The organism is Streptomyces sp. NPDC050121 (genome assembly GCF_044460385.1).
In the GTDB taxonomy this organism is placed as follows: Bacteria; Actinomycetota; Actinomycetes; order Streptomycetales; family Streptomycetaceae; genus Streptomyces; species Streptomyces soliscabiei.
The window spans coordinates 22,803-44,233 of the sequence record NZ_JBITJV010000060.1 but is presented as its reverse complement, the minus strand read 5'-3'; the positions used below and the strand labels follow the sequence as shown (position 1 = coordinate 44,233).

The window sequence follows — 21,431 nt, the reverse complement described above, 5'->3', positions numbered from 1 at the left end:
ACCCCCCACACACCACACCCCCCCCCCCCCCCCCCCCCCCCCCCCCCCCCCCCCCCCCCCCCCCCCCCCCCCCCCACGGCCCCGACCCACCCACCCACTGACTGACTGACTGACCCACGCAAAACAAAACAGCCGAGCCCCGCCCGCCCCGCCTACCCCCCGTAGAACAACTCGTCCACCACACCCCGAGCCCGCCGCGCGGTACGCCGATAGTCGTCCAGCATGTCCCCCACCCGCCCCGGCCCGTACCCCAAGTACCGCCCCACAGCGACCAGTTCACGAGGATCGGACGGAAACGTGTCCCCCGCCCGCCCCCGCACCAGCATCACCGCATTACGCACCCGAGTAGCCAACACCCACGCCTCGTCCAGCGTCCCCGCGTCCTCCTCCGAAACAAGCCCGGCAACACAAGCAGCAGCAAGCGCCTCCCGCGTACGAGTGGTCCGCAACCCCGCCTCCGTACAGCCGTGCCGCATCTGAAGCAACTGCACGGTCCACTCCACGTCGGAAAGCCCACCCGGCCCGAGCTTGGTGTGCAGCTTGGGATCGACCCCCCGAGGCATCCGCTCCGCCTCCATACGGGCCTTGAGCCGCCGGATCTCCCGAACGGCATCCTCGCCCAGCCCACCCACCGGATACCGCAACGGATCAACGAGCTCAATGAACCGCCGCCCCAACTCCTCATCCCCGGCGACGAGTTCAGCCCGCAGCAACGCCTGCGACTCCCAGACCAGCGACCACCGCCGGTAGTAGGCCTCATAGGACTTCAACGACCGTACGAGCGGCCCGGACTTGCCCTCCGGCCGCAGATCCGCGTCCACGAGAAGCGGCGGATCGGCACTGGGAATCTGCAGCAACCGACGCATCTCGGAGACGACCTTGTTCGCGGCGTCCGCCGCCTCCCGCTCATCGACGCCGTCCCGGGGCTCATGCACGAACAGCACATCCGCATCGGAGCCGTATCCCAGCTCATGCCCTCCGAACCGTCCCATCCCCACCACCGCGAAGCACGTGGGCAGCGTGTCCCCCCACCCCTCGCGCACGACCGCCCGCAACGTCCCGGCCAGCGTGGCAGCCGTGAGGTCCGACACGGCCCCGCCCACCAGGTCCACAAGGGCCCCCTGGTCGGCCTCGACAGGCTGCGCCTCGGTGCCGTACGAGCCGACGATGTCCGCGGCGGCCGTACGGAACAGTTCACGCCGCCGAACCCCCCGCGCCGCGGTGACCGCCTGCACGACCCCGTCGGCCCGCCCGACGGCGGCGAGTATCTCCTGCTCCAGCTGAGCCCGCCCCCGAGGTTCGAGCCCCCCACCGTCCCCGTCCCCCAGCAGCGCCACCGCTTCCGGTGCCCGCATCAGCAGATCGGGGGCGAGCCGCCCGGCGGAGAGGACACGCGCGAGATTCTCCGCGGCAGCCCCTTCGTCCCTCAACAACCGCAGGTACCAAGGCGTCTTGCCCAACGCGTCCGACACCTTGCGGAAGTTCAACAGCCCGGCGTCCGGATCGGCGGAGTCCGCGAACCACCCCAACAACACAGGCAGCAGAGTCCGCTGAATGGCAGCCTTCCGCGTCACACCGGAAGCCAACGCCTCCAGATGACGCAACGCGGAGGCAGGATCGGCGTACCCGAGCGCGACAAGCCGTTCCCGAGCCGCCTCAGGACTCAACCGGCTCTCACCAGGGGCAAGTTGAGCGACGGCATCGAGCAACGGCCGGTAGAAGAGTTTCTCGTGCAGCCGCCGCACCACAGCCGCATGCCGCTTCCACTCCCGCCCCAGTTCCACCACGGGATCGGTCCGCAGCCCGAGCGACCGGCCGAGCCGCCGCAGTTCCGCCTCACTCTCCGGAACCAGATGGGTCCGCCGCAGCCGGTACAGCTGGATCCGATGCTCCATGGACCGCAGAAACCGATAGGCGACGTCGAGCTGCTCGGCATCGGCCCGCCCGACATAACCTCCCGCGGCCAACGCCTGCAGAGCGTCCAGCGTGGTCCCGCTCCGCAGCGAGACATCGGCCCGCCCGTGCACCAGCTGCAGCAGCTGCACGGCGAACTCGACGTCCCTCAACCCCCCGGGCCCGAGCTTCAGTTCACGCTCGATCTCGGCGGCCGGGATGTTCTCGACGACCCGCCGCCGCATCTTCTGCACGTCGGTGACGAAGTTCTCCCGCTCGGCGGCCTTCCACACCAGCGGCTCGACGGCGGCGACGTACTGCGCCCCCAGCGCCAGGTCCCCCGCCACCGGCCGCGCCTTCAACAGGGCCTGGAACTCCCAGGTCTTGGCCCACCGCTGGTAGTACGCGAGGTGACTGCTGAGCGTCCGCACGAGCGGCCCGTTGCGCCCCTCGGGCCGCAGGTTGGCGTCGACGGGCCAGATGGACCCTTCCACGGTCGTCTCGGAACAGATCCGCATCATGTGCGAGGCGAGCTTGGCAGCGGCCCGCAACGCCTTCCCCTCATCGGCCCCGCCGACAGCTTCCCCCACGAAGATGACATCGACGTCCGACACGTAATTCAGTTCATGCCCACCGCACTTTCCCATGGCGATGACAGCGAGCCGGCACAACGCAGCGTCATCCGGCGCCGCGGCCCGAGCCAGCCCCAGAGCGGCCCGCAAGGTGGCCGTGGCGAGATCGGCGAGCTCCGCGGCCGTCTCGGCGAGATCGGTCGTCCCGCACACGTCACGCGCCGCGATGGACAGCAGACACCGCCGGTAGGCGACGCGCAGCAGCACGGGATCCGTGGCCTCGGACAGCCCGCGCTCGAACTCCTCCACCCCGGGGTGCAGATCCCGTGGCTCGTACGTGACCAGCGCCTCCCAGTCCCGCGGATGCCGGGCAAGGTGATCGGCGAGAGCGGCGGACGCCCCCAGCACCCCCAGCAGCCGGTCCCGCAGCGGCTTGGCCGCTATCAGCGTGTCGAGCAGCTCCCGCCGGGCGGTGTGCCCGGGCTGCGCCTCCAGCAGCCGGACGAGACCGTGCAGGGCGAGGTCGGGATCGGCGGTGCCGCCGAGGGCCTCCAGCAGAAACGGATCACTGCGCACCGGGGACAGCTCGGGCCCGTCCAGGAGCCGCTCGGCGGCGGACGGATCGGTGAAACCGTGCCGCAGCAGCCGTGTGAAGGTACTGCTCCTGCGCCCCGGCGCCATCCAGGCCTCCTCGATCAAGGTCGTCCGCACTTGAGCGTAACCCTCACCCCACGGTGGCGCTCCGGGCCGGTTTCAGGTTCTGTGTTAAGTGGCGAGCAGTACGCCGTCGGAAGAGCCGGCCCGAGTCCGCCGCCCATCATCCTGCTCCCCTCACCCCCACCGGAGGCTGATGTGTCCAGCGGTTCCGGCAGGTCCCGCAGTTCCGGCAGATCCCCGTACCGCCGCACCCGCCATGCGGTCGTGGCATCCGTCGTCGCCCTCACGGCGGCCGCCGCGGGCCTGTGGTCCGGTCTCGGCGGCTCCTCCCCGCCCGCACGGGCGGTGGCCGGCGTGCCGACCCCGGACCACGTGGTCGTCGTGGTGTTCGAGAACCACGCCTACGGCCAGGTCATCGGCGCCTCCAGCGCCCCGTACATCAACTCGCTCAAGACCGGCGGGGCCAACCTCTCCCAGTCGTACGCCGAGACCCACCCCAGCCAGCCCAACTACTTCGCGCTGTTCTCCGGCTCCACCCAGGGCATCACGGACGACAGCTGCTACGCGCCCGGCTTCTCCTCGGCCGCGAACCTCGCCTCGGAGCTGCTCGCGGCCGGCCGCACCTGGGCCAGCTACAACGAGACGTTGCCCGGCCAGGGTTCGACGACGTGCGGCAGCGGCGAATACGCCCGCAAGCACAACCCGTGGTTCGGCTTCAGCAACGTCCCGACGTCGACGGCGAAGACCTTCGCGCAGTTCCCGACCGACTACTCGACGCTTCCCCAGGTGTCCTTCGTCATCCCCGATCTGTGCAGCGACATGCACGACTGCCCGGTGGCGACGGGCGACGCCTGGCTGAAGAACAACCTGGGCGCCTACGCGACCTGGGCCAGGACCCACGACAGTCTCCTCGTCGTCACCTTCGACGAGGACAACCGCCTGGCCGGCAACCGCATACCGACGGTCCTGTACGGCCGGCCGGTGACGCCGGGTTCGTCCTCGTCGACGAGGTACAACCACTACGACCTGCTGCGCACCCTGGAGGACAGCCAGGGCCTGACCGCTCACGCCGGCAACGCGGCCTCCGCGACGGACATCACGGGCATCTGGGCGCCCTGACGTGTGCCGTCGAGGCGGGTCTCCTCGCCGATTCAAGCCGCCGAGACGCCAAGACGCCACAGGGCCGACGGTGTCCTCACCGTCGGCCCTGCGTGCCGCTCCAGCGGAAACAATCCCGACCAGCCCCTACAGCACCGGCAGGTTCTTCCGCAGCTCGAACGCCGTGACCTCGGAGCGGTACTCGTGCCATTCGGCGCGCTTGTTGCGCAGGAAGAAGTCGAAGACGTGTTCGCCGAGGGTCTCGGCGACGAGGTCGCTGCGTTCCATCAGGCTCAGCGCCTCGCCGAGGTTCTGCGGCAGCGGCTCGATGCCCATCGCGCGCCGCTCGGCGTCGGACAGCGCCCAGACGTCGTCCTCGGCGCCCGGCGGAAGCTCGTAGCCCTCCTCGACGCCCTTGAGGCCTGCGGCGAGCAGCATGGCGTACGCGAGGTACGGATTGGCGCCGGAGTCCAGCGAGCGGACCTCGATGCGGGCGGAGCCCGTCTTGCCGGGCTTGTACATCGGGACACGGACGAGCGCGGAGCGGTTGTTGTGGCCCCAGCAGATGTACGAGGGGGCCTCGCCGCCGGCGCCGGCCGTGCGCTCGGAGCCGCCCCAGATGCGCTTGTAGGAGTTGACCCACTGGTTGGTGACGGCGGCGATCTCGGCGGCGTGCTTCAGCAGGCCCGCGATGAAGGACCGGCCGACCTTCGACAGCTGGTACTCCGCGCCGGACTCGTAGAACGCGTTGCGGTCGCCCTCGAAGAGGGAGAGGTGCGTGTGCATGCCGGAGCCGGGGTGCTCGGAGAACGGCTTCGGCATGAAGGTCGCCTGGACCCCCTGCTCCAGCGCGACCTGCTTCATGACCAGGCGGAACGTCATGATGTTGTCGGCCGTGGAGAGCGCGTCGGCGTAGCGCAGGTCGATCTCCTGCTGGCCGGGGGCGCCCTCGTGGTGGGAGAACTCGACCGAGATGCCCATCGACTCCAGCATGGTGATCGCCTGGCGGCGGAAGTCCATGCCGACGTTGTGCGGGGTGTGGTCGAAGTAGCCGGAGTTGTCGGCCGGGGTCGGGCGGGAGCCGTCGGTCGGCTTGTCCTTCAGCAGGAAGAACTCGATCTCCGGGTGGGTGTAGAAGGTGAAGCCCAGGTCGGAGGCGCGGGCGAGGGCGCGCTTGAGCACGTAGCGCGGGTCCGCGAAGGACGGCGAGCCGTCCGGCATGAGGATGTCGCAGAACATGCGGGCGGTACCAGGGGCCTCGGCGCGCCAGGGCAGGACCTGGAACGTGGACGGGTCCGGCTTGGCGATCATGTCGGACTCGTAGACCCGGGCGAAGCCCTCGATCGCGGAGCCGTCGAAGCCGATGCCTTCGTCGAATGCCTGCTCGAGCTCGGCGGGGGCCACGGCGACGGACTTGAGGAAGCCCAGCACGTCCGTGAACCACAGCCGTACGAACCGGATGTCGCGCTCCTCCAACGTCCGGAGCACGAACTCCTGCTGTTTGTCCATCTTCCGCTTCCCCATCCTTGCTGGTCAGGCCGCCTGTCTCCCGTCCCACGAAAGAGGTGGTCGGGCACCTGAGCATCACACCACAACACCATTTCGTGCGCGTTGCGGACCATGATCGCCTCGGCGACCCGGGCCTGAACGCCGCACGTCCGGCAGATGTACTGCCCACACGTCCGGCAGGTGCACTGCCGCACGTCCGGCAGGCGTACTGCTCTGCCGCCCATCTTGCCTGCTCGGACCGACATCCGTAATGCCCGACCTCCCCCGTCTCTGCCCGCCCGCTTAATTTGCATCTCAGATGCAACTTTAACTAGCGTGCCGGACAGCCGAGCGACGAGTCGCACGCCGTGGTGTCGCCGCCTCTCGGCGGCCCCTGTGCTGCCCCGAATCCCGAGGAGTCCCGATGCTGTCCGAACAGTCCGCAGCCACCGTCCGCGCCACCCTCCCCGCCGTGGGCGCGGCCATCGGCGAGATCACCGAGCGCTTCTACGCCGGCCTGTTCGCGGCGCACCCCGGCCTCCTGCGTGACCTGTTCAACCGCGGCAACCAGGCGGCGGGCACCCAGCGCCAGGCCCTCGCGGGCTCGATAGCCGCCTTCGCCACCCACCTCGTCGACCACCCGGAGCACCGCCCGGACGCCATGCTCGGCCGCATCGCCCACAAACACGCCTCACTGGGGATCGCGCCCGAGCAGTACAAGGTCGTCCACGAGCACCTCTTCGCCGCCATCGCCGACGTCCTCGGCGAGGCGGTCACCCCCGAGGTCGCGGCGGCCTGGGACGAGGTCTACTGGCTGATGGCGAACGCCCTGATCGCGATCGAGCGCCGGCTGTACGAGGAGAGCGGGCTCGGCGACGCCGACCGGGGCGCCGGCGCCTGGCGCGAGTGGGAGGTCGTGGAACGCGTCACAGAGACCGCGGACGTCGTCTCCTTCCGTCTGCGGCCGCTCGACGGCGCCCCCGTACGCGACTTCCGCGCGGGCCAGTACGTGTCCGTCCGCACCCGGCTTCCCGACGGCGCCCGTCAGATACGCCAGTACAGCCTCTCCGGCACCCCGGGGTCGGACCTGCGCCGGATCAGCGTCAAGCGCGTGCCGGGCGGCGCGTCGACCCCGGCGGGCGAGGTCTCGAACGACCTGCACGCGCGCGTGCGTGAGGGCAGCGTCCTGGAGCTCTCCGAGCCGTACGGCGACCTGGTCCTGGACGACGTCCAGGACGCCCCGCTCCTCCTCGCCTCGGCCGGCATCGGCGTCACCCCGATCGTCGCGATGCTGGCCCACCTGGCGGCCGCCGGCCACAGCGCCCCGGTCACGGTCGTCCACGCGGACCGCTCCCCCGCGGAGCACGCCCTGCGCGCGGACCACGAGACGTACGCGGCGAAGCTGCCGGACGCGTCCGTGCACCTCTGGTACGAGCGCGAGGCCCCGACGGACGCCCGGACCGGGCGGGCCGACCTCACGGACGTCCCCGTCGCACCGGGCACGCGCGCGTACCTGTGCGGCCCGCTGCCGTTCATGCGCGCCGTGCGGGCACAGCTGATCGAGAAGGGGGTCGCCCCCGCGGACGTGCACTACGAGGTGTTCGGCCCCGACCTGTGGCTGGCCCAGGCCTGACACAGGCGGACCCCGAAACCGAATCCGAGGGCCGGACGTCACGGGTGGATGGGCAGCCCGGGCGGCCGGCCGGGGTCGTAGTGCGCGCGGGCGAAGGCGTCGTCCGCGCGGTGGACGACGTCCGGCAGGGGCGGGGCGGGCCACACGCTCACCCGGTGTTCCTCGACCACTTCGTCCCCCGCGTTCGTGGCGCCCGCGTCCCGCCCACGCGCCCGGACCCGGACCCGGTACCAGCCGGCCCCGGCGACGGCGAAGTTCCCGGCGTCCTCGACGACGTCCCCGCCCCACCTGAACAACCGCAGCACCCCGCTGGTGCTGCAGATACTCACGTCCACGACGGTCTCCCACTCCTCACCTTCCCCCTCCGCGCCCTCCAGGCCCTCCTCTCCGCCCAACGGCGGCTCCTGCGGGCACTGCTCGGTGGTCAGCCGGATCCACCCGGTGTGCGTGCCGGCGAACATCGTCAGGTGCTCGGGCCCGCCGGCGGCCAGACTGTTGCCCTCGAAGATCCGCTCGACGGTGTCGGCGTCGTCGTACTCGGTGAGGAACTCGTCACCCTGGAGGTAGTACTGGCAGTACGAGACGAACATGCGGTCGGACGTCCAACGTATGTAGCGCATCTGCCAGATGATGCCCGGGCCCTCTGACATCGAGCCGTGACCTTCACCCTGTCCGGCACCCGTACGTCACGAGTTCGCCACTTTCCGTGAAGGCTCCCGGCGTCGAAGAGTGGATGTGGTGGCGGACGACCGCAGCGATCGGACGCGCGCTGGCGCATACTGGGGGCAATGACAAAGCCAGCTGCCCCGAAGCGTTATTTGCCTACCAGCCCCTTCAAGGCCCCGGTCGCGCCGGTTCCCAAGCAGTTCGCCGTGGGGGACCAGGTCACGCATGACATGTACGGCCTCGGCCGAGTGGTCGGCATCGAGGATGGGATCGCGGTGCTCGTCGATTTCGGCTCGGCCCAGGAGCGGATCCTGAGCCCCTACGCCAAGATGAGCAAGCTCTAAAGCCGCGGCGCCCGGTCACGGCAGACCGGGTCCCTTCATGACCCTGTAACGATTGGGAGACCTCTCATCGACCCGACCTCGTTGTTCTCCGCTCCGGAGGGGGCGCCTCGCGGTGCCGCCACGGCATCGCCGCCTCCGACGACGAACCCCTTCCAAGCCCCCGACTTCGGTGAGAACGACACGTTCTCGTACGACGATGCGCAGGCATCGGTCCCGGGCATGGGCACGGCTCCACACACGGCGGGCTAAGGCCTGTCGCCGAGAACCGTTCGACAACGTCCGAAAGGGTTGGGAAGGGTTCAGCAAGGCGGACGACGTCGTGCGCACGCAGCGTCCCGTCAGCCGGAAGCAGGGATACTCCGGCTGCGGGAAGTGATCACGCCCGATGCGGGTCACTCCCTTGATGATCAACGGGGAGCAGGCACAGCGGGCTGCCGGACTCAGTAGGGCCGCGGGATGTCGTGCTCCTCCAACGCGGTCGCGTAGCGCTTCAGCAGGGCGTCGAGACCGGCCAGAAGAAGGCCGGCGGTGTCGCGGGCGTCGCTCAGGTCGCCGCGGTCGCATGCCTCCACCAGCTCGGCCGCGTCGGTGCGGAGGATGTGCAGGGAGTCGCCCTGCACCAGCACTCCGGGGAACCGCCGACCGGGCAAGCGGACTACGGCGTCGTTGCCGCCGGCGGTGAACAGCTCTGCTTCGATGCGTTCCATCGGGCCATCCAATCCGGCACGACCAGATGTTTTCAATGGGGTTGCGAGGCCGGTGGTCACTCGGGTCGTCCCGAGATCCCCACAAGCAGCGGGCCCGTCGGTTCCCGCACGATGTCCGTGATCGTGATCGGGTCCAGGGAAGCGAAGAACGCCTCCTGGGCACGGCGGAGGGCGCCGCGGAGGCGGCAGGCCGCGTTCAGTGGGCAGGGGGTGGCGCCCTCGCAGTCGACGACGTCGCCGTCCCCCTCGAAGGTGCGGACGAGGGCGCCCACCGACGCCGTACGGCCCTTCTCGGTCAGGGCCAGACCGCCGCCCCTGCCCCGGCGGGCCTCCAGGAGGCCCAGGTGCTGGAGCTCGGCCACGACCTTGGCCGCGTGGGTGTAGGGGACCTCCATCGCGGCCGCGACCTCGCGGGTCGTGGGGGTGGTCTCCGGGTTCTCGTCCGCCACCGCGAGCCTCATGAGGACGCGCAGTGCCAGGTCGGTGGATCGCAGCAGCCGCATGTGAGGAAGCGTAGATAATGCGCATCTCCGCTTCAAATTATCCGGGAAATTCTTCCGTCCACCGCTTCCCCCACCGCGCCGGCGCCTCGGTTGGCTGTGACCTGCCTACGAGAACCCCTGCCCTCCCCATTACGATCAGTGGACCCGGCTCAAGCAGAAGCAGCAGTGCCCCCCTCCCGTCCCGCCCCTTTCCCCCAGAAGGACAGGTCTCATGGGTTCCGCAAACAAGACCAGCAGCGCGACGCGCAAGGCGCGCATAGAGGAGATGCGGCGGGCCGAGCAGGCCCGGGAGCGACGTAACCGGTTTCTCGCGATCACCGGCAGTGTCGTCGCCGTCGCCGCGCTCATCACCGGCGGTGTGTTCGTCGTGAAGTCGCAGTCCGGCGACGACTCCTCCAACGCCGCCGACGCCAAGGCCTCGGGGAAGTTCGTCACCGGGTCGGACGGGGTCAAGACGTGGAAGGGGACGCTCGGGCGTACCCACGTCGCCAAGACGGTGAAGTACCCGACCGAGCCCCCCGTGGGCGGCGACCACAACCAGGTCTGGATGAACTGCAACGGCGACGTCTACACCAAGGCGCTCAACAACATGAACGCCGTGCACTCGCTGGAGCACGGCGCGGTCTGGGTGACGTACACCAGCAAGGCGAGCAAGGCCGACGTCGACGCACTGGCCGCCAAGGTCAAGAAGACGCCCTACACCCTCATGAGCCCGGACGACGCCCAGGCCGACCCGATCATGCTCACCGCGTGGGGACACCAGCGCACGGTGACGAGTGCGAGCGACGCGAACGTGGACAAGTTCTTCGCGAAGTTCGTGCAGGGCAAGCAGACGCCCGAGCCGGGCGCGGCCTGCACGGGCGGTCTGTCGCAGTGAGGTACGCGGGAGTGGCGGTCGCCGTGGCCGGAGTGCTCGTCGCCGCCGGAGCCGTCACCTACTCCGTCGCCGAGGACGGCTCGACGGGCGCCGCGCCCCCCGCCGCCGACTCCGCCGACGCCGGATTCGCCCGGGACATGGCCGTGCACCACCAGCAGGCCGTCGAGATGTCCTACATCGTGCGTGACCGGACGACCGACGCGGACGTACGACGCCTCGCCTACGACATCGCGCAGACGCAGGCCAACCAGCGCGGCATGCTGCTCGGGTGGCTCGATCTCTGGGGACTGCCGAAGGTGTCGGCCGACGCGCCCATGACGTGGATGGGCATGAGCGGGATGAGCGACGGCGAGGACGGCGCCCTCATGCCCGGCATGGCCACCAACGCCGAGATGAAGAAGCTCGGCACGCTCAACGGGAAGCAGGCCGAGGTCTTCTTCCTCCAGCTGATGACCGACCACCACAAGGGCGGTGTCCACATGGCCGAGGGGTGCGTCGCCAAGTGCACCGTCGGCGTGGAGAAGCGACTCGCCCAGGGCATGGTCGAGGCGCAGCAGTCGGAGATCATGCTGATGGCCGACATGTTGAAGGAACGGGGCGCCCGAGCGCGCTGAGCCGTGTGCCTGCCCCTGACGGGGAGGCCTGACGGGGTGGCCTGGCAGGGAGGCCTGACGGGGAGTCCGGCTGAGGCCCGCGGCCGGGACCTGAGGATTTTCAGCCTGCCGTAACGCTGCCGAAAGGATCTAAACCCCAAATCGCCGCCGACAGCGGTTACTTGGGATCTTCTTGGGTTTCGCATTCCCCTGGCATGAACGGTTCAGGGCCAGAGTGGCCGAGGCGAGTGATCTACTCGCGTCGAACCACATACAGGGGGTCCTATGAGATCCAACCGTGCCGCGCTGCGCGCCGGAGCGAGCATGGCAGCGACACTGCCGATGATCGCCGGCGCGCTGGCGCTCGGCATACCCGCGGCGCACGCCGCGGACAGCCCCACCCGTGACACGCTGGCCGGGACCAAGCCCGCGTGGGCCACGGCGAAGGCGGACAAGGGATCGACCGCGGACAGCGCCCAGGTCTCCGCCCGGGTCTACCTCGCGGGACGTGACGCCGCCGGCCTCGCGCAGTACGCGAAGGCGGTTTCCGACCCGAGCTCCGCCGCCTACGGCAAGTACCTCTCCGCCGGTCAGGCGCAGGCCCGCTACGGCGCGACCGCGGCGCAGGTGGCCGCGGTCAAGTCATGGCTGACCGCGTCCGGCCTGAAGGTGACGGGCACGACCGAGCACTACGTCTCGGTCAGCGGTGAAGTGGCCGCCGCCGAGAAGGCGTTCGGCACCCAGCTGCACAACTACGCGAAGAGCGGCAAGACTTACCGCGCGCCCGCGAAGGCGGCCTCGGCTCCCGCGAGCCTCGACGGCGCCGTCCTGACCGTCACCGGCCTGGACAACGCTCCGCACAAGGCCAGCGCGAAGGACCAGCTGCCGCCGCCCGACGCGGTGTTCAAGAACGCCGGGCCGTTCTCCTCGTACTACGGCTCCAACACCGCGAGCACCCTGCCGTCGGCGTACGGCAAGAAGATCCCGTACGCCGTGCAGGGGTACACCGGCAAGCAGCTGCGGTCCGCCTACGGCGCCGGGAAGTACACCGGCAAGGGCGTGCGCATCGCCATCACCGACGCGTACGCCTCGCCGACCATCGCCTTCGACGCGGCCACCTACGCGAAGGCGCACGGGGACGCGGCCTGGAAGACCGGTCAGCTGACCCAGGTCCTGCCGTCGAAATACACGCACACCGGCGCCGACGAGTGCAGTGCGGCCGGCTGGTACGGCGAGGAGACCCTCGACGTCGAGGCCGTGCACGCGGTCGCGCCGGACGCGAACGTCACGTACGTGGGCGGCGCGTCGTGCCTCGACGACGACCTGCTCGACTCGCTCAGCAAGGTCGTCGACAACCACCTGGCCGACATCGTCTCCAACTCCTGGGGCGACATCGAGGCCAACCAGACGCCGGACCTGGCGGCCGCCTACGACCAGGTCTTCCAGTTCGGCGCGGTCGAGGGAATCGGTTTCTACTTCTCCTCCGGCGACAACGGCGACGAGGTCGCCAACACCGGGACGAAGCAGGTCGACACCCCGGCCAACTCGGCGTGGGTGACGGCGGTCGGCGGTACCTCGCTGGCGGTCGGCAAGGGCGACAAGTACCTGTGGGAGACCGGCTGGGGTACCGAGAAGGCCTCGCTGTCGGCCGACGGCAAGACCTGGACGAACTTCCCGGGCGCGTTCACCTCGGGTGCGGGCGGCGGCACCAGCAAGACCGTCGCCGAGCCGTACTACCAGAAGGGCGTCGTCCCGAACGCGCTGGCCACCGCCAACAACGCGGCCGGTAACCGTGTCGTCCCGGACATCTCGGCGATCGCCGACCCGAACACCGGTTTCCGGGTCGGCCAGACCCAGACCTTCCCGGACGGGTCGCAGCAGTACAGCGAGTACCGCATCGGCGGCACCTCGCTGGCCGCGCCGGTCATCGCGGCCGTCCAGGCACTGGCCCAGGAGGCGCACGGCGGCAAGGCGATCGGTTTCGCCAACCCGTCGATCTACTCCAAGTTCGGCTCCCGGGTCTACCACGACGTCACGGACAACCCGACCGGGTCCGGGCTCGCGGTGGCGCGCGTCGACTTCGCCAACAGCATCGACGCGACCGGCGGCCTGCTGACCTCGGTCCGCAGCCTCGGCAAGGACAGCTCGCTGTCCGCGGTGAAGGGTTACGACGACGTCACCGGCGTGGGAACGCCCGCGAGCGGCTACGTGGAGTCGTACCGCAAGCACTGAATGACGGCGTGAAGCGCTGAGACGGAGCGTGCCGGTGGGTGGCGTGAGGTGGACGACATCTCACGCCACCCCATCGCGTCGCTCTGACGATTACACTGGCCCCGTGCCTCAACTTCGTCTCGCTCTGAACCAGATCGACTCGCGCGTCGGCGACCTCGTCGGCAACACCGAAACGATCCTCCGCTGGACCCGGCACTCGGCCGAGCAGGGAGCGCATCTCGTGGCGTTCCCGGAGATGGCGCTGACCGGGTATCCCGTCGAGGACCTCGCCCTGCGCTCCTCCTTCGTCGAGGCCTCCCGCACGGCCCTGCGCACGCTCGCCGCGCGCCTGGCCGACGAGGGCTTCGGCGAGCTGCCGGTGGTCGTCGGCTATCTCGACCGGTCCGAGGGCGGCCGGTCGAAGTTCGGCCGGCCGGCCGGTTCCCCGCGCAACGCGGGCGCGGTGCTGTACCGCGGCGAGGTGGTCCTGTCCTACGCCAAGCACCACCTGCCCAACTACGGCGTCTTCGACGAGTTCCGCTACTTCGTGCCGGGCGACACCATGCCGGTGCTGCGCGTCCACGGCGTCGACGTGGCCCTCGCCATCTGCGAGGACCTCTGGCAGGACGGGGGCCGGGTGCCGGCGGCGCGCTCGGCAAAGGCAGGCCTGCTGCTCTCCATCAACGCCTCGCCCTACGAGCGCGACAAGGACGACACCCGGCTGGAGCTGGTCCGCAAGCGGGCCCAGGAGGCGGGCTGCACCACCGCCTACCTCGCGATGATGGGTGGGCAGGACGAGCTGGTCTTCGACGGCGACTCGATCGTCGTCGACAAGGACGGCGAGGTGATCGCGCGGGCGCCGCAGTTCTCGGAAGGCTGCGTGGTCCTGGACCTCGACCTGCCCGCGGCCTCGGCCGACGCGCCCACGGCCCGCGACGGAGTCGCCAATGGACAACGCGTCGACGACGGGCTGCGCATCGACCGGGTCGTCCTGTCCCAGGACCCGCTGCCGGCGTACGAGCCGGAGCTCTCCGGCGGGTACGCGGAGCGGCTGGACGACGCCGAGGAGGTCTACTCGGCGCTGGTCGTGGGCCTGCGGGCGTATGTCGCGAAGAACGGCTTCACATCGGTGCTCATCGGGCTGTCGGGCGGTATCGACTCGGCGCTCGTCGCGGCGATCGCGTGCGACGCGGTGGGCGCGCAGCACGTGTACGGCGTGTCGATGCCGTCGAAGTACTCCTCCGAACACTCCAAGGGCGACGCGGCGGAGCTGGCGCGCCGCACGGGCCTGAACTTCCGCACGGTGCCGATCGAGCCGATGTTCGACGCGTACATGGGGGCGACGGAGCTGACGGGCCTCGCCGAGGAGAACCTCCAGTCCCGCCTGCGCGGCACTCTCCTGATGGCGATCTCCAACCAGGAGGGCCACATCGTCCTCGCCCCCGGCAACAAGTCGGAGCTGGCGGTCGGCTACTCGACGCTGTACGGCGACTCGGTGGGCGCGTACGGCCCCATCAAGGACGTGTACAAGACCTGGATCTTCCGCCTGGCGGAGTGGCGCAACCGTGCCGCCGCCGAGCGCGGGCAGACGCCGCCCATCCCCGAGAACTCGATCATCAAGCCGCCGAGCGCCGAGCTGCGCCCCGGCCAGGTCGACACGGACTCCCTCCCGGACTACCCCGTCCTGGACGGCATCCTCGAGTTGTACGTCGACCGGGACCAGGGCGCGGACGCGATCGTCGCGGCGGGATACGACCGTGAGCTGGTCGTGAAGACCCTGCGCATGGTCGACACGGCCGAGTACAAGCGACGCCAGTACCCGCCGGGCACGAAGATCTCGGCCAAGGGCTTCGGCAAGGACCGCCGCCTGCCCATCACGAACGGCTGGCGCGAGTCGGTCTGACGACCGTTGCACCGACCGACCCGCCCTACCCGGTTTGAAGTTGGTCTGGGGTTCGCCTGGAACGCGGACTGGTGGACTGCTGTCATGCTCATATCGGGGAGGCAAGGGGAGGCGTTCAAGGACTCGTTGGCGGCGAGGAGGAAAATGCTGATCGAGACGGTGTTCCGGAGTGAGGACCTGCCGACAGCGGACCGGTTCGACGGCTGGCGCGAACTGGTCGGTCAGACGCATGCTCCGTTGGAGTTGCGCAGTGACCACCGGGAGGATTTCCGGGCTTCTCAACGTGTGCTGGACCTCGGTGCCGCCTTGGTGTGGCCGACACGTTTCCAGCCGGTGTGCTTTCGGCGGACGCCGAAACTGATCCGGCAGTCCGATCCCGAGGGATTGCACCTCTCACTGCCGCTGAGCGGGGCGCTGCGCACCGTCCGGGGCGACGAGGAGGCCGTGTACGGCCCGGACAGCCTGTGCGTCATCGACACCTCGCAACCCGTCGACGTTCACGGGGGTGACGACTCGAGCCCGCACACGGGGGTCGGGCTGGAGGTTCCCAAAGCCCTGCTGCCGCTGCCCCGTCACAAACTCGACCACCTGGCCAGGCTGCGGCTGCCGGCGCGGGAGGGGTTCGGCGCCCTGCTGGCACAGCTGCTCACCCAGCTGGCGGAAGGCACCGATTCCTATCAGCCTGCGGACGCGCCACGACTCGGGACCGTGGTGGTCGACCTGTTGTCGGCGCTGTTTGCCCACGCCCTCGAAGCGGACGACTCGCTCCCACCGGAAACTCGCCGGCAGACGCTCGTCCTACGCATCCGTGCCTTCGTCCAGCAGCACCTGCACGACCCGCAGTTGACACCGAGCGCCGTCGCCGCCGCGCACCACATCTCCACCAGCTACCTGCACCGCCTCTTCGAGCAGGAAGACGAGACGGTCGCTGCATGGATTCGCACCCAGCGCCTGGAACGTGCGCGCCGCGCCCTCGCCGAACCCACAATGCGTGCCATCCCCATTCACGCCATCGCCGCCCGCTCGGGCTTCCCCCGCGCCGCCGACTTCACCCGCGCCTTCCGGCGCGCCTACGGCGTCTCTCCCACGGACTACCGGCGCCAGACCTTGCTCCGAGCCCATGAGTTGACTGGCTGCTAAAAAGCCGGCGGCTGTCTGCTAACGACGCTGCCGTGCTCTCTCGCCATTCTGGTGATGCGTTGGCCGATCCTGCTGCCCCTCCCGGCCAGGAGAGGCAGCCTGTGTGGAGGGAAACAAGACATGCGCATCACTGGGCGAGTCTCCGCCGCGATCGCGGCGGCCGCGTTGATCGGAGTCGCTGCCGGCGCCACCCCGGCCTACGCCGGCACTGATATCGGATGGACCGAGGTAAACCTGGGGCTTCAGAGATGGCCCGCTTTCAGTGGGGCCGGCTACTTCGAGTCAAATGGCGATTTGGTCACCGTCTGCGATGGAGACGCTGACGGCTTCGGTGTCAGCGGCTGGCTCGTCGACTCGGAGGGCTACACACTCGCGCCGGAAGTGCATGTGGGAGGGAAGGGCGACTGTGCAACCCGGACGCGCAATCTCAGGGAAGGCACGGCCGTCAAACTGCTGGTATGCCTCACCAAGGGCTCACGCGGCTATCCGTGTAAGACGTCCGGGCTGGGAGCCGCCTAGGTGCAACAGGGGCTCCTCATTCGGCGAGAACTCCGATTTGGCGGATCGTGACCGCCGCGCGGGCGGAGCGGTTCAGTTTGCGTCCGAGCCGGGGAATCTGCAGAAAGACTGACTTGTATGACCGACCAGCGCAGGGAAAATACTGCCCATGACGCCCCAGCAGAGAGGCATCGCCGGTTCCTCCAGGACGCACCGCGGGCGAGGAGACTGGTGCGCGACCTGGTGGGCGGCCTCGCCATCCTGTCCGCGCTCTGCGTGGCCGCCGGCGCCGGCATCCCGATCGCGTTGGCTGTCTGGCGGCAGGAGCCGTGGCTGCTGAAGCAGTACGAAGAGCACTTCGCCGCTGTCGTCGGAATGCCGGCCTGCGCACTTCTCGCATTCCTCCTTGTCGTCTTGCTGGAAGCCCGTTACGACAGGGTGGAGATAGAGTTTTTCGGCATTGTGCGCTTCCGGGGCGCCGCGGGCCCAATCATTCTCTGGGTATTCTGTTTCTTCATCATGGCATGCGGGGTGAAGATGCTCTGGTGACTGCCAGTCAAGCTGGCCTTGGAGCATCCGAACGGAAAATGAGCGGCAGCCGCGGATCTGGATCGCAGTCCGGCTGTGGGCGCGTGGGCGTTGGCGTTGACGGCTGCCCGGCCCCCGCCCAGACCCCATCTACGACCGCCTCTCGTGTCCTGTTCAGGCGCGGTCCGTCAGCTCCTCCGCGAACACCTGAGACAGAGGCTGCGGTCCCACGTACTGCTGGCAGTTGCACTGGCCGGCCTCGTACCGCAGCGGTTTCTTGTTCTCGTCCCAAGCCGTCGGCACCTCGACGCGCTCGTGGCACCGGCCCTGCTTGTCGTGCTTGGCGAGATGGTGCGTGCATCCGCACACCGGCTCCGGAGACCTGTTGGCTGCGTCGATGGCGAGACGTTCCTGTTTCGCCGCCTCCAGCAACTGCAACTTGCGCTCATGCCGATTGCGCAGTGCGGTGCGGACGTTGTCCGTCGCCCATGCGAAGCCACCCGTCCAGAAGACGATGAGAACCCACCAGAACCAGTCCATCTGCTGTCCCCTTCCCCTGTGCCGTCGCGGGTCGTCGTAGACGGCTCACTCATCCCAAGTGCCTTCACCTTGCCAGCACTTGGTAAGTCGCCACCATGCTCCACTCCGATCAAAGCCCGCCCACGGGCGGGACCGATGGCGTCCCGCCGGGTGGTGTAGCCGATCAAGCCGCCGGAATCCGCAGGTCGGGGACGGTGGCTCCGCCGGACCGGGTATTCAACTCGCCTCAGTAGGGCGCCTCGTGGGCCACTGCCTCTGCGGAGATCGTCAGGGGCCTCGTACCGGAACGCGTGACGCTTGATCCCTTACACCACGACGTAGGACACGACCGCGGGACCGGTCCTGCGCCGGGAGCCACGTAGCAGACGGCATCGATGCACTGCCCTCTGCCGAAGTGGTGCGCGACGCGCCCCGTACTGAGCCAACCGAGCCGCTCGTAAAGGCGTATGGCGGCCGCGTCCTTGACCATCACGTCCAGGACCAGGCGGAGGTCGTGGCTCAGCCCGTATCCCATTGCGGTGCACACCAGTGAGCGAAGTTTCCCCGTGATCTTGGACACTCGATGGTTATGCGGCGAGGGCGTGCTGTTGCCGCTGCCTGGTCTCAGCTGGGGTGAGGTAGCCGAAGATCTTGTGCTTGCGCAGGCGGCGGCGGTTGTAGAAGGTCTCGATGAAGTTGAAGACCTCGGCGCGGGCGGTGGCCCGGTCGGGCCAGGTCCGGGTGCCGATCTCCTCCTTGAGCAGGGCCCAGAAGCTTTCAGCGGCGGCGTTGTCGAAGCATGATCCGGTGCGCCCGCAGCTCTGCCGCAGTCCCAACTCCCGTATTCGGTCCCGGAATTGGGTCGATGTGTACTCGCTTCCGCGATCACTGTGGATCACGCAGCCGGGCTGCAGGTGGCCCCGGCCGTGGGCCATGTCCAGGGCGTCGACGACGAGTTCGGTGCGGTGGTGGTCAGCCATGGCATAGCCGACTACCTCGCGGGTGGCCAGGTCCAGCCAGCAGGCGAGGTAGAGCCAGCCCTCGGCGGTGGGCAGGTAGGTGATGTCGCCGACCAGTTTGGTTCCGGGCGTATCGGCGTGAAAGTCGCGGCCGATCAGGTCCGGGGCCGGCTTCGCCTTCTTGTCCGGCCGGGTCAGTGAGCGGTGCTTGGAGCGGGTGACGCCGCGGATGTCGCGCTCGCGCATCACCCGGGCTATGCGCTTGCGGTTCACCCGCCGCCCGAGGCGGCGCAGCTCGGCGTGGATGCGCGGGACACCGTAGGTACGGCGAGGTGCAGCACGGTGATCTCGTGCGCGAGTGCGTCGTCGGCGGCTTGGCGCCTGCGACGGGCGGCTTTGCCCTCGCACCAGGCGTAGTAGAAGGAGCGGGCCACACGCAGCACCCGGCACAGCAGGGCGATCGGGTAGTTCGCCTTCTCCGCATGGATGAACCGGTGCAACTCGCTCACCGGTCGTTCTCCTTCACGAAGAAGGCGGTCGCTTTTTTCAGGATCTCGATCGTCTGCTGCTGTTCGCGGTTCTCCTTGCGCAGCCGCCGCAGTTCCTCGCGCTCGGCGCTGGTCAGCTCGCCGCTCTGGCCCTCGCCCCGGTCGGCCTTGGCCTTGCGGTGCCAGCCGCGCAGGGACTCCGAGCTGATGCCGAGCTCCCGGGCCACCGCGGTGACCGTCTTGCCCGAGAAGTCGACGAGCGCGATCGCGTCCCGCTTGAACTCCTCGGTGTACCGCTTCGTGTACTTGCTTCCCACCTGGTGCTACTTCCTCTGGAACCTCAGGTCCCAGTCTCCAGGTGTCCACGATCAAGGGGTGCCTCTGTGTCGTGTCAAGGCGCTGCAGCGAGAAGTTGAGTTCGGCGTTCGTCGGCGATCATGGTCCGCCAGAGGTGATCGGCCAGCCGTCGCTTCAGGCAGCGCTTGGCTTCCTTGCTGGTTTTCCCTTCGGTCAATTTCCGTTGGTAGTACGCGTGTCCGGGAGAGTTGGGCATGCGGATCTGGACCACAGCAATGGTGTGGAGCACCGAGTTGAGCTGCCGGTCTCCGGACCGGGAGAGTCGGTGGCGGGCCTTGTCGGCGCTGGCGATCTCCACTGGGGCGGTGCCGGTGTAGTTCGCGAAGGCCGCAGCGCTGGGAAAGCGGCTGGCCCACCCGACACGAGCGATCAGCCGTGCGGCAAGCACCGGACCGATGCCGGGAGTCTTGCTGAGAGTGCTGCCCGAAGCCGTCACGAGCGCCTCGAGGCGCGCAGCGTTGGAGGCCAACTGCTTCTCAATGGCGCGAAGTTCGACCGCCAGTTCGCGGGCCAGGCCCCTGCGGACCTTCTCCACCTCGCCAGCTGGCCGCACTGTACGCAGGAGCGCGGTGGCCTGGTCGGCGGACATCTGCGCCGGGGCTCCGCCGGGCAGCAGGTCCCGTAGCAGCGCGTGCAGCTGATTGACTGTGCGTACCCTGGCCTGGGCGAGGTTGACCCGCCGTTCGTCGAGCAATGCCAGGGCGGTGCAGTGGTCCTCGGCCCTGACTTCCCGGCCGTCGCCGTGCAGGTGGGCCACGGTCGCGGCGGCGGCAGCATCGATCTGGTCGTTCCTCCGGCCGCCTCCACGGGACAGTTCGCGGACTCGGCTGGTTGCTGTAGCCGGGACGTCGATGACGTGCTCGCCGCGGGCGATGAGCCACTGGACCAGGCGCCGGCCCAGTCCGCTGGCGTTCTCCACTGCCCAGGAACGCTGCGACCACTGCCGGGCCCAGCGCAGCAGGCGCCGGTACTCCGGCAGGCTCGACCGGACTGTCACCGAGGACAGCTGCTGCTGATCGTCGGTGGTCACGGCGACGGCGGTGTGTGTGGACTTGTGTGGATCGACTCCGAGTAGGACCACGGCAGAGTGCTCCCAACAGGTGCGTGACAGCAGGGACGTCCACGGCCGACACTCCGACTTTCGGAACCACCTGGAGCAGGTACACGCCTCTGTTGAGTCAGACCGTGGGCGGACGCCGGGCCGGTGGCACACCCCTTGAGAGCCAGCCCCGGAAGGCGGCAGAAGCTTCACGAGCCATCCGATCCGGCGCCCTACGGAGACGCTACGAGCGGCCAACTCGACCGCGCTCCGCTATCCCCATATAAGTCGGAAGCTTCACGCACAAGCCCGGACATGATCCTGGACACGGCTCTGACCAGCCCGGACAGCATCAGACTGTCCGGGACAGCCAGTTGCCGTTGCCTCGGCCCGTCAACGGTCAGCAGAGTCTGTGGTGGCCCGGCCGGACGAACCGTCGCCACGACCGGCAAGACACACAAGACCCGCAGAAGGCTTGGCCGCCAGGCCATACCAGCTTCCCGCGACCGGCGCACAGCCGCGCTCGCGGACGGCTCGGCGGGTGGGGTGAGGGCCACCAACCCGCGAGGACGAGCCGTGGCATTCCCCGTGCCCCGGGGCCGCCCCTTCGCACCAGCTCGGCGACATAAGCCCCCTTCGTGGGGGTGTACATGACACAATCGCCCTGACCTGGATGGAAACATGGGTATGCCCGAAAGATGTCCACCCCCTTTACCGGGGCGGGGAGATGCCGTGCGGGTGGCCACTCGCTCTCCCGA

At 69.1% G+C, this 21,431-nt stretch carries 19 protein-coding genes; 10 read left to right on the top strand and 9 right to left on the bottom strand.

What is annotated here, in order from left to right; translation table 11 throughout:
• Window positions 1-152: 152 nt before the first annotated feature.
• Entirely contained in the window at window positions 153-3,146 is a 2,994-nt protein-coding gene (locus tag ACIBTS_RS45670) for a bifunctional [glutamine synthetase] adenylyltransferase/[glutamine synthetase]-adenylyl-L-tyrosine phosphorylase (protein ID WP_399327337.1), read from the bottom strand.
• 240 nt (window positions 3,147-3,386) lie between these two features.
• On the opposite strand from ACIBTS_RS45670, the gene ACIBTS_RS45665 reads away from it, so the two are divergent.
• Window positions 3,387-4,241: an alkaline phosphatase family protein gene (locus ACIBTS_RS45665; RefSeq protein WP_399327335.1), complete on the top strand. Its 855-nt coding sequence runs from the start codon at window positions 3,387-3,389 to the stop codon at window positions 4,239-4,241.
• A gap of 126 nt (window positions 4,242-4,367) precedes the next feature.
• Here the strand turns inward: ACIBTS_RS45665 and ACIBTS_RS45660 are convergent, their stop codons facing one another.
• On the bottom strand, window positions 4,368-5,729 hold the full coding sequence (locus ACIBTS_RS45660; protein ID WP_079662771.1) for a glutamine synthetase family protein: 1,362 nt from the start codon (window positions 5,727-5,729) through the stop codon (window positions 4,368-4,370).
• Window positions 5,730-6,132: 403 nt separating this feature from the next.
• Here ACIBTS_RS45660 and ACIBTS_RS45655 point away from each other — a divergent pair, with 403 nt between their 5' ends.
• A complete protein-coding gene (locus tag ACIBTS_RS45655; protein ID WP_399327332.1) occupies window positions 6,133-7,341 on the top strand; it encodes a globin domain-containing protein in 1,209 nt (402 codons plus the stop codon).
• A gap of 38 nt (window positions 7,342-7,379) precedes the next feature.
• On the opposite strand, the gene ACIBTS_RS45650 is transcribed toward ACIBTS_RS45655, so the two are convergent.
• Window positions 7,380-7,961: a hypothetical protein gene (locus tag ACIBTS_RS45650; RefSeq protein ID WP_399327330.1), complete on the bottom strand. Its 582-nt coding sequence runs from the start codon at window positions 7,959-7,961 to the stop codon at window positions 7,380-7,382.
• A gap of 168 nt (window positions 7,962-8,129) precedes the next feature.
• On the opposite strand from ACIBTS_RS45650, the gene ACIBTS_RS45645 reads away from it, so the two are divergent.
• A complete protein-coding gene (locus ACIBTS_RS45645; RefSeq protein ID WP_319672605.1) occupies window positions 8,130-8,351 on the top strand; it encodes a hypothetical protein in 222 nt (73 codons plus the stop codon).
• A 440-nt stretch (window positions 8,352-8,791) separates the two neighbouring features.
• Here the strand turns inward: ACIBTS_RS45645 and ACIBTS_RS45640 are convergent, their stop codons facing one another.
• A complete protein-coding gene (locus ACIBTS_RS45640) occupies window positions 8,792-9,058 on the bottom strand; it encodes a DUF6959 family protein (RefSeq protein WP_399327329.1) in 267 nt (88 codons plus the stop codon).
• Window positions 9,059-9,114: 56 nt separating this feature from the next.
• A complete protein-coding gene (locus tag ACIBTS_RS45635) occupies window positions 9,115-9,561 on the bottom strand; it encodes an Rrf2 family transcriptional regulator (RefSeq protein ID WP_319672607.1) in 447 nt (148 codons plus the stop codon).
• Window positions 9,562-9,772: 211 nt separating this feature from the next.
• Between ACIBTS_RS45635 and ACIBTS_RS45630 the strand changes: the two genes are divergently transcribed.
• From ACIBTS_RS45630 to ACIBTS_RS45600, 7 genes are all read left to right on the top strand, one after another.
• Window positions 9,773-10,438: a DUF3105 domain-containing protein gene (locus ACIBTS_RS45630; protein WP_399327326.1), complete on the top strand. Its 666-nt coding sequence runs from the start codon at window positions 9,773-9,775 to the stop codon at window positions 10,436-10,438.
• 11 nt (window positions 10,439-10,449) lie between these two features.
• Entirely contained in the window at window positions 10,450-11,052 is a 603-nt protein-coding gene (locus tag ACIBTS_RS45625) for a DUF305 domain-containing protein (protein WP_399327325.1), read from the top strand.
• Window positions 11,053-11,316: 264 nt separating this feature from the next.
• The gene (locus ACIBTS_RS45620; RefSeq protein ID WP_399327323.1) at window positions 11,317-13,263 is read left to right on the top strand and encodes a protease pro-enzyme activation domain-containing protein; all 1,947 of its coding nucleotides are present in this window, start codon (window positions 11,317-11,319) and stop codon (window positions 13,261-13,263) included.
• A gap of 103 nt (window positions 13,264-13,366) precedes the next feature.
• A complete protein-coding gene (locus ACIBTS_RS45615) occupies window positions 13,367-15,145 on the top strand; it encodes an NAD+ synthase (RefSeq protein WP_399327321.1) in 1,779 nt (592 codons plus the stop codon).
• A gap of 144 nt (window positions 15,146-15,289) precedes the next feature.
• On the top strand, window positions 15,290-16,285 hold the full coding sequence (locus ACIBTS_RS45610) for an AraC family transcriptional regulator (RefSeq protein ID WP_399327319.1): 996 nt from the start codon (window positions 15,290-15,292) through the stop codon (window positions 16,283-16,285).
• Window positions 16,286-16,405: 120 nt separating this feature from the next.
• Window positions 16,406-16,804, top strand: coding sequence for a hypothetical protein (locus tag ACIBTS_RS45605; RefSeq protein ID WP_399327317.1), 399 nt, complete (start codon window positions 16,406-16,408; stop codon window positions 16,802-16,804).
• Window positions 16,805-17,014: 210 nt separating this feature from the next.
• Window positions 17,015-17,332 carry a hypothetical protein gene (locus tag ACIBTS_RS45600; protein ID WP_319672614.1) on the top strand — a complete coding sequence of 106 codons (318 nt, stop codon included), beginning with the start codon at window positions 17,015-17,017 and terminating at the stop codon, window positions 17,330-17,332.
• A 153-nt stretch (window positions 17,333-17,485) separates the two neighbouring features.
• On the opposite strand, the gene ACIBTS_RS45595 is transcribed toward ACIBTS_RS45600, so the two are convergent.
• The 4 genes from ACIBTS_RS45595 to ACIBTS_RS45580 all read right to left on the bottom strand — a co-directional run bounded on the left by ACIBTS_RS45595 (window position 17,486) and on the right by ACIBTS_RS45580 (window position 20,715).
• Window positions 17,486-17,851, bottom strand: a complete 366-nt coding sequence (locus ACIBTS_RS45595; protein WP_399327315.1) for a hypothetical protein — start codon at window positions 17,849-17,851, stop codon at window positions 17,486-17,488.
• A gap of 566 nt (window positions 17,852-18,417) precedes the next feature.
• On the bottom strand, window positions 18,418-19,197 hold the full coding sequence (locus tag ACIBTS_RS45590; RefSeq protein WP_399327313.1) for an IS3 family transposase: 780 nt from the start codon (window positions 19,195-19,197) through the stop codon (window positions 18,418-18,420).
• Between the two features lie 97 nt (window positions 19,198-19,294).
• Window positions 19,295-19,594 carry a transposase gene (locus ACIBTS_RS45585; protein ID WP_399327311.1) on the bottom strand — a complete coding sequence of 100 codons (300 nt, stop codon included), beginning with the start codon at window positions 19,592-19,594 and terminating at the stop codon, window positions 19,295-19,297.
• 74 nt (window positions 19,595-19,668) lie between these two features.
• Entirely contained in the window at window positions 19,669-20,715 is a 1,047-nt protein-coding gene (locus ACIBTS_RS45580; RefSeq protein WP_399327309.1) for an IS110 family transposase, read from the bottom strand.
• Between the last annotated feature and the right edge of the window lie 716 nt (window positions 20,716-21,431).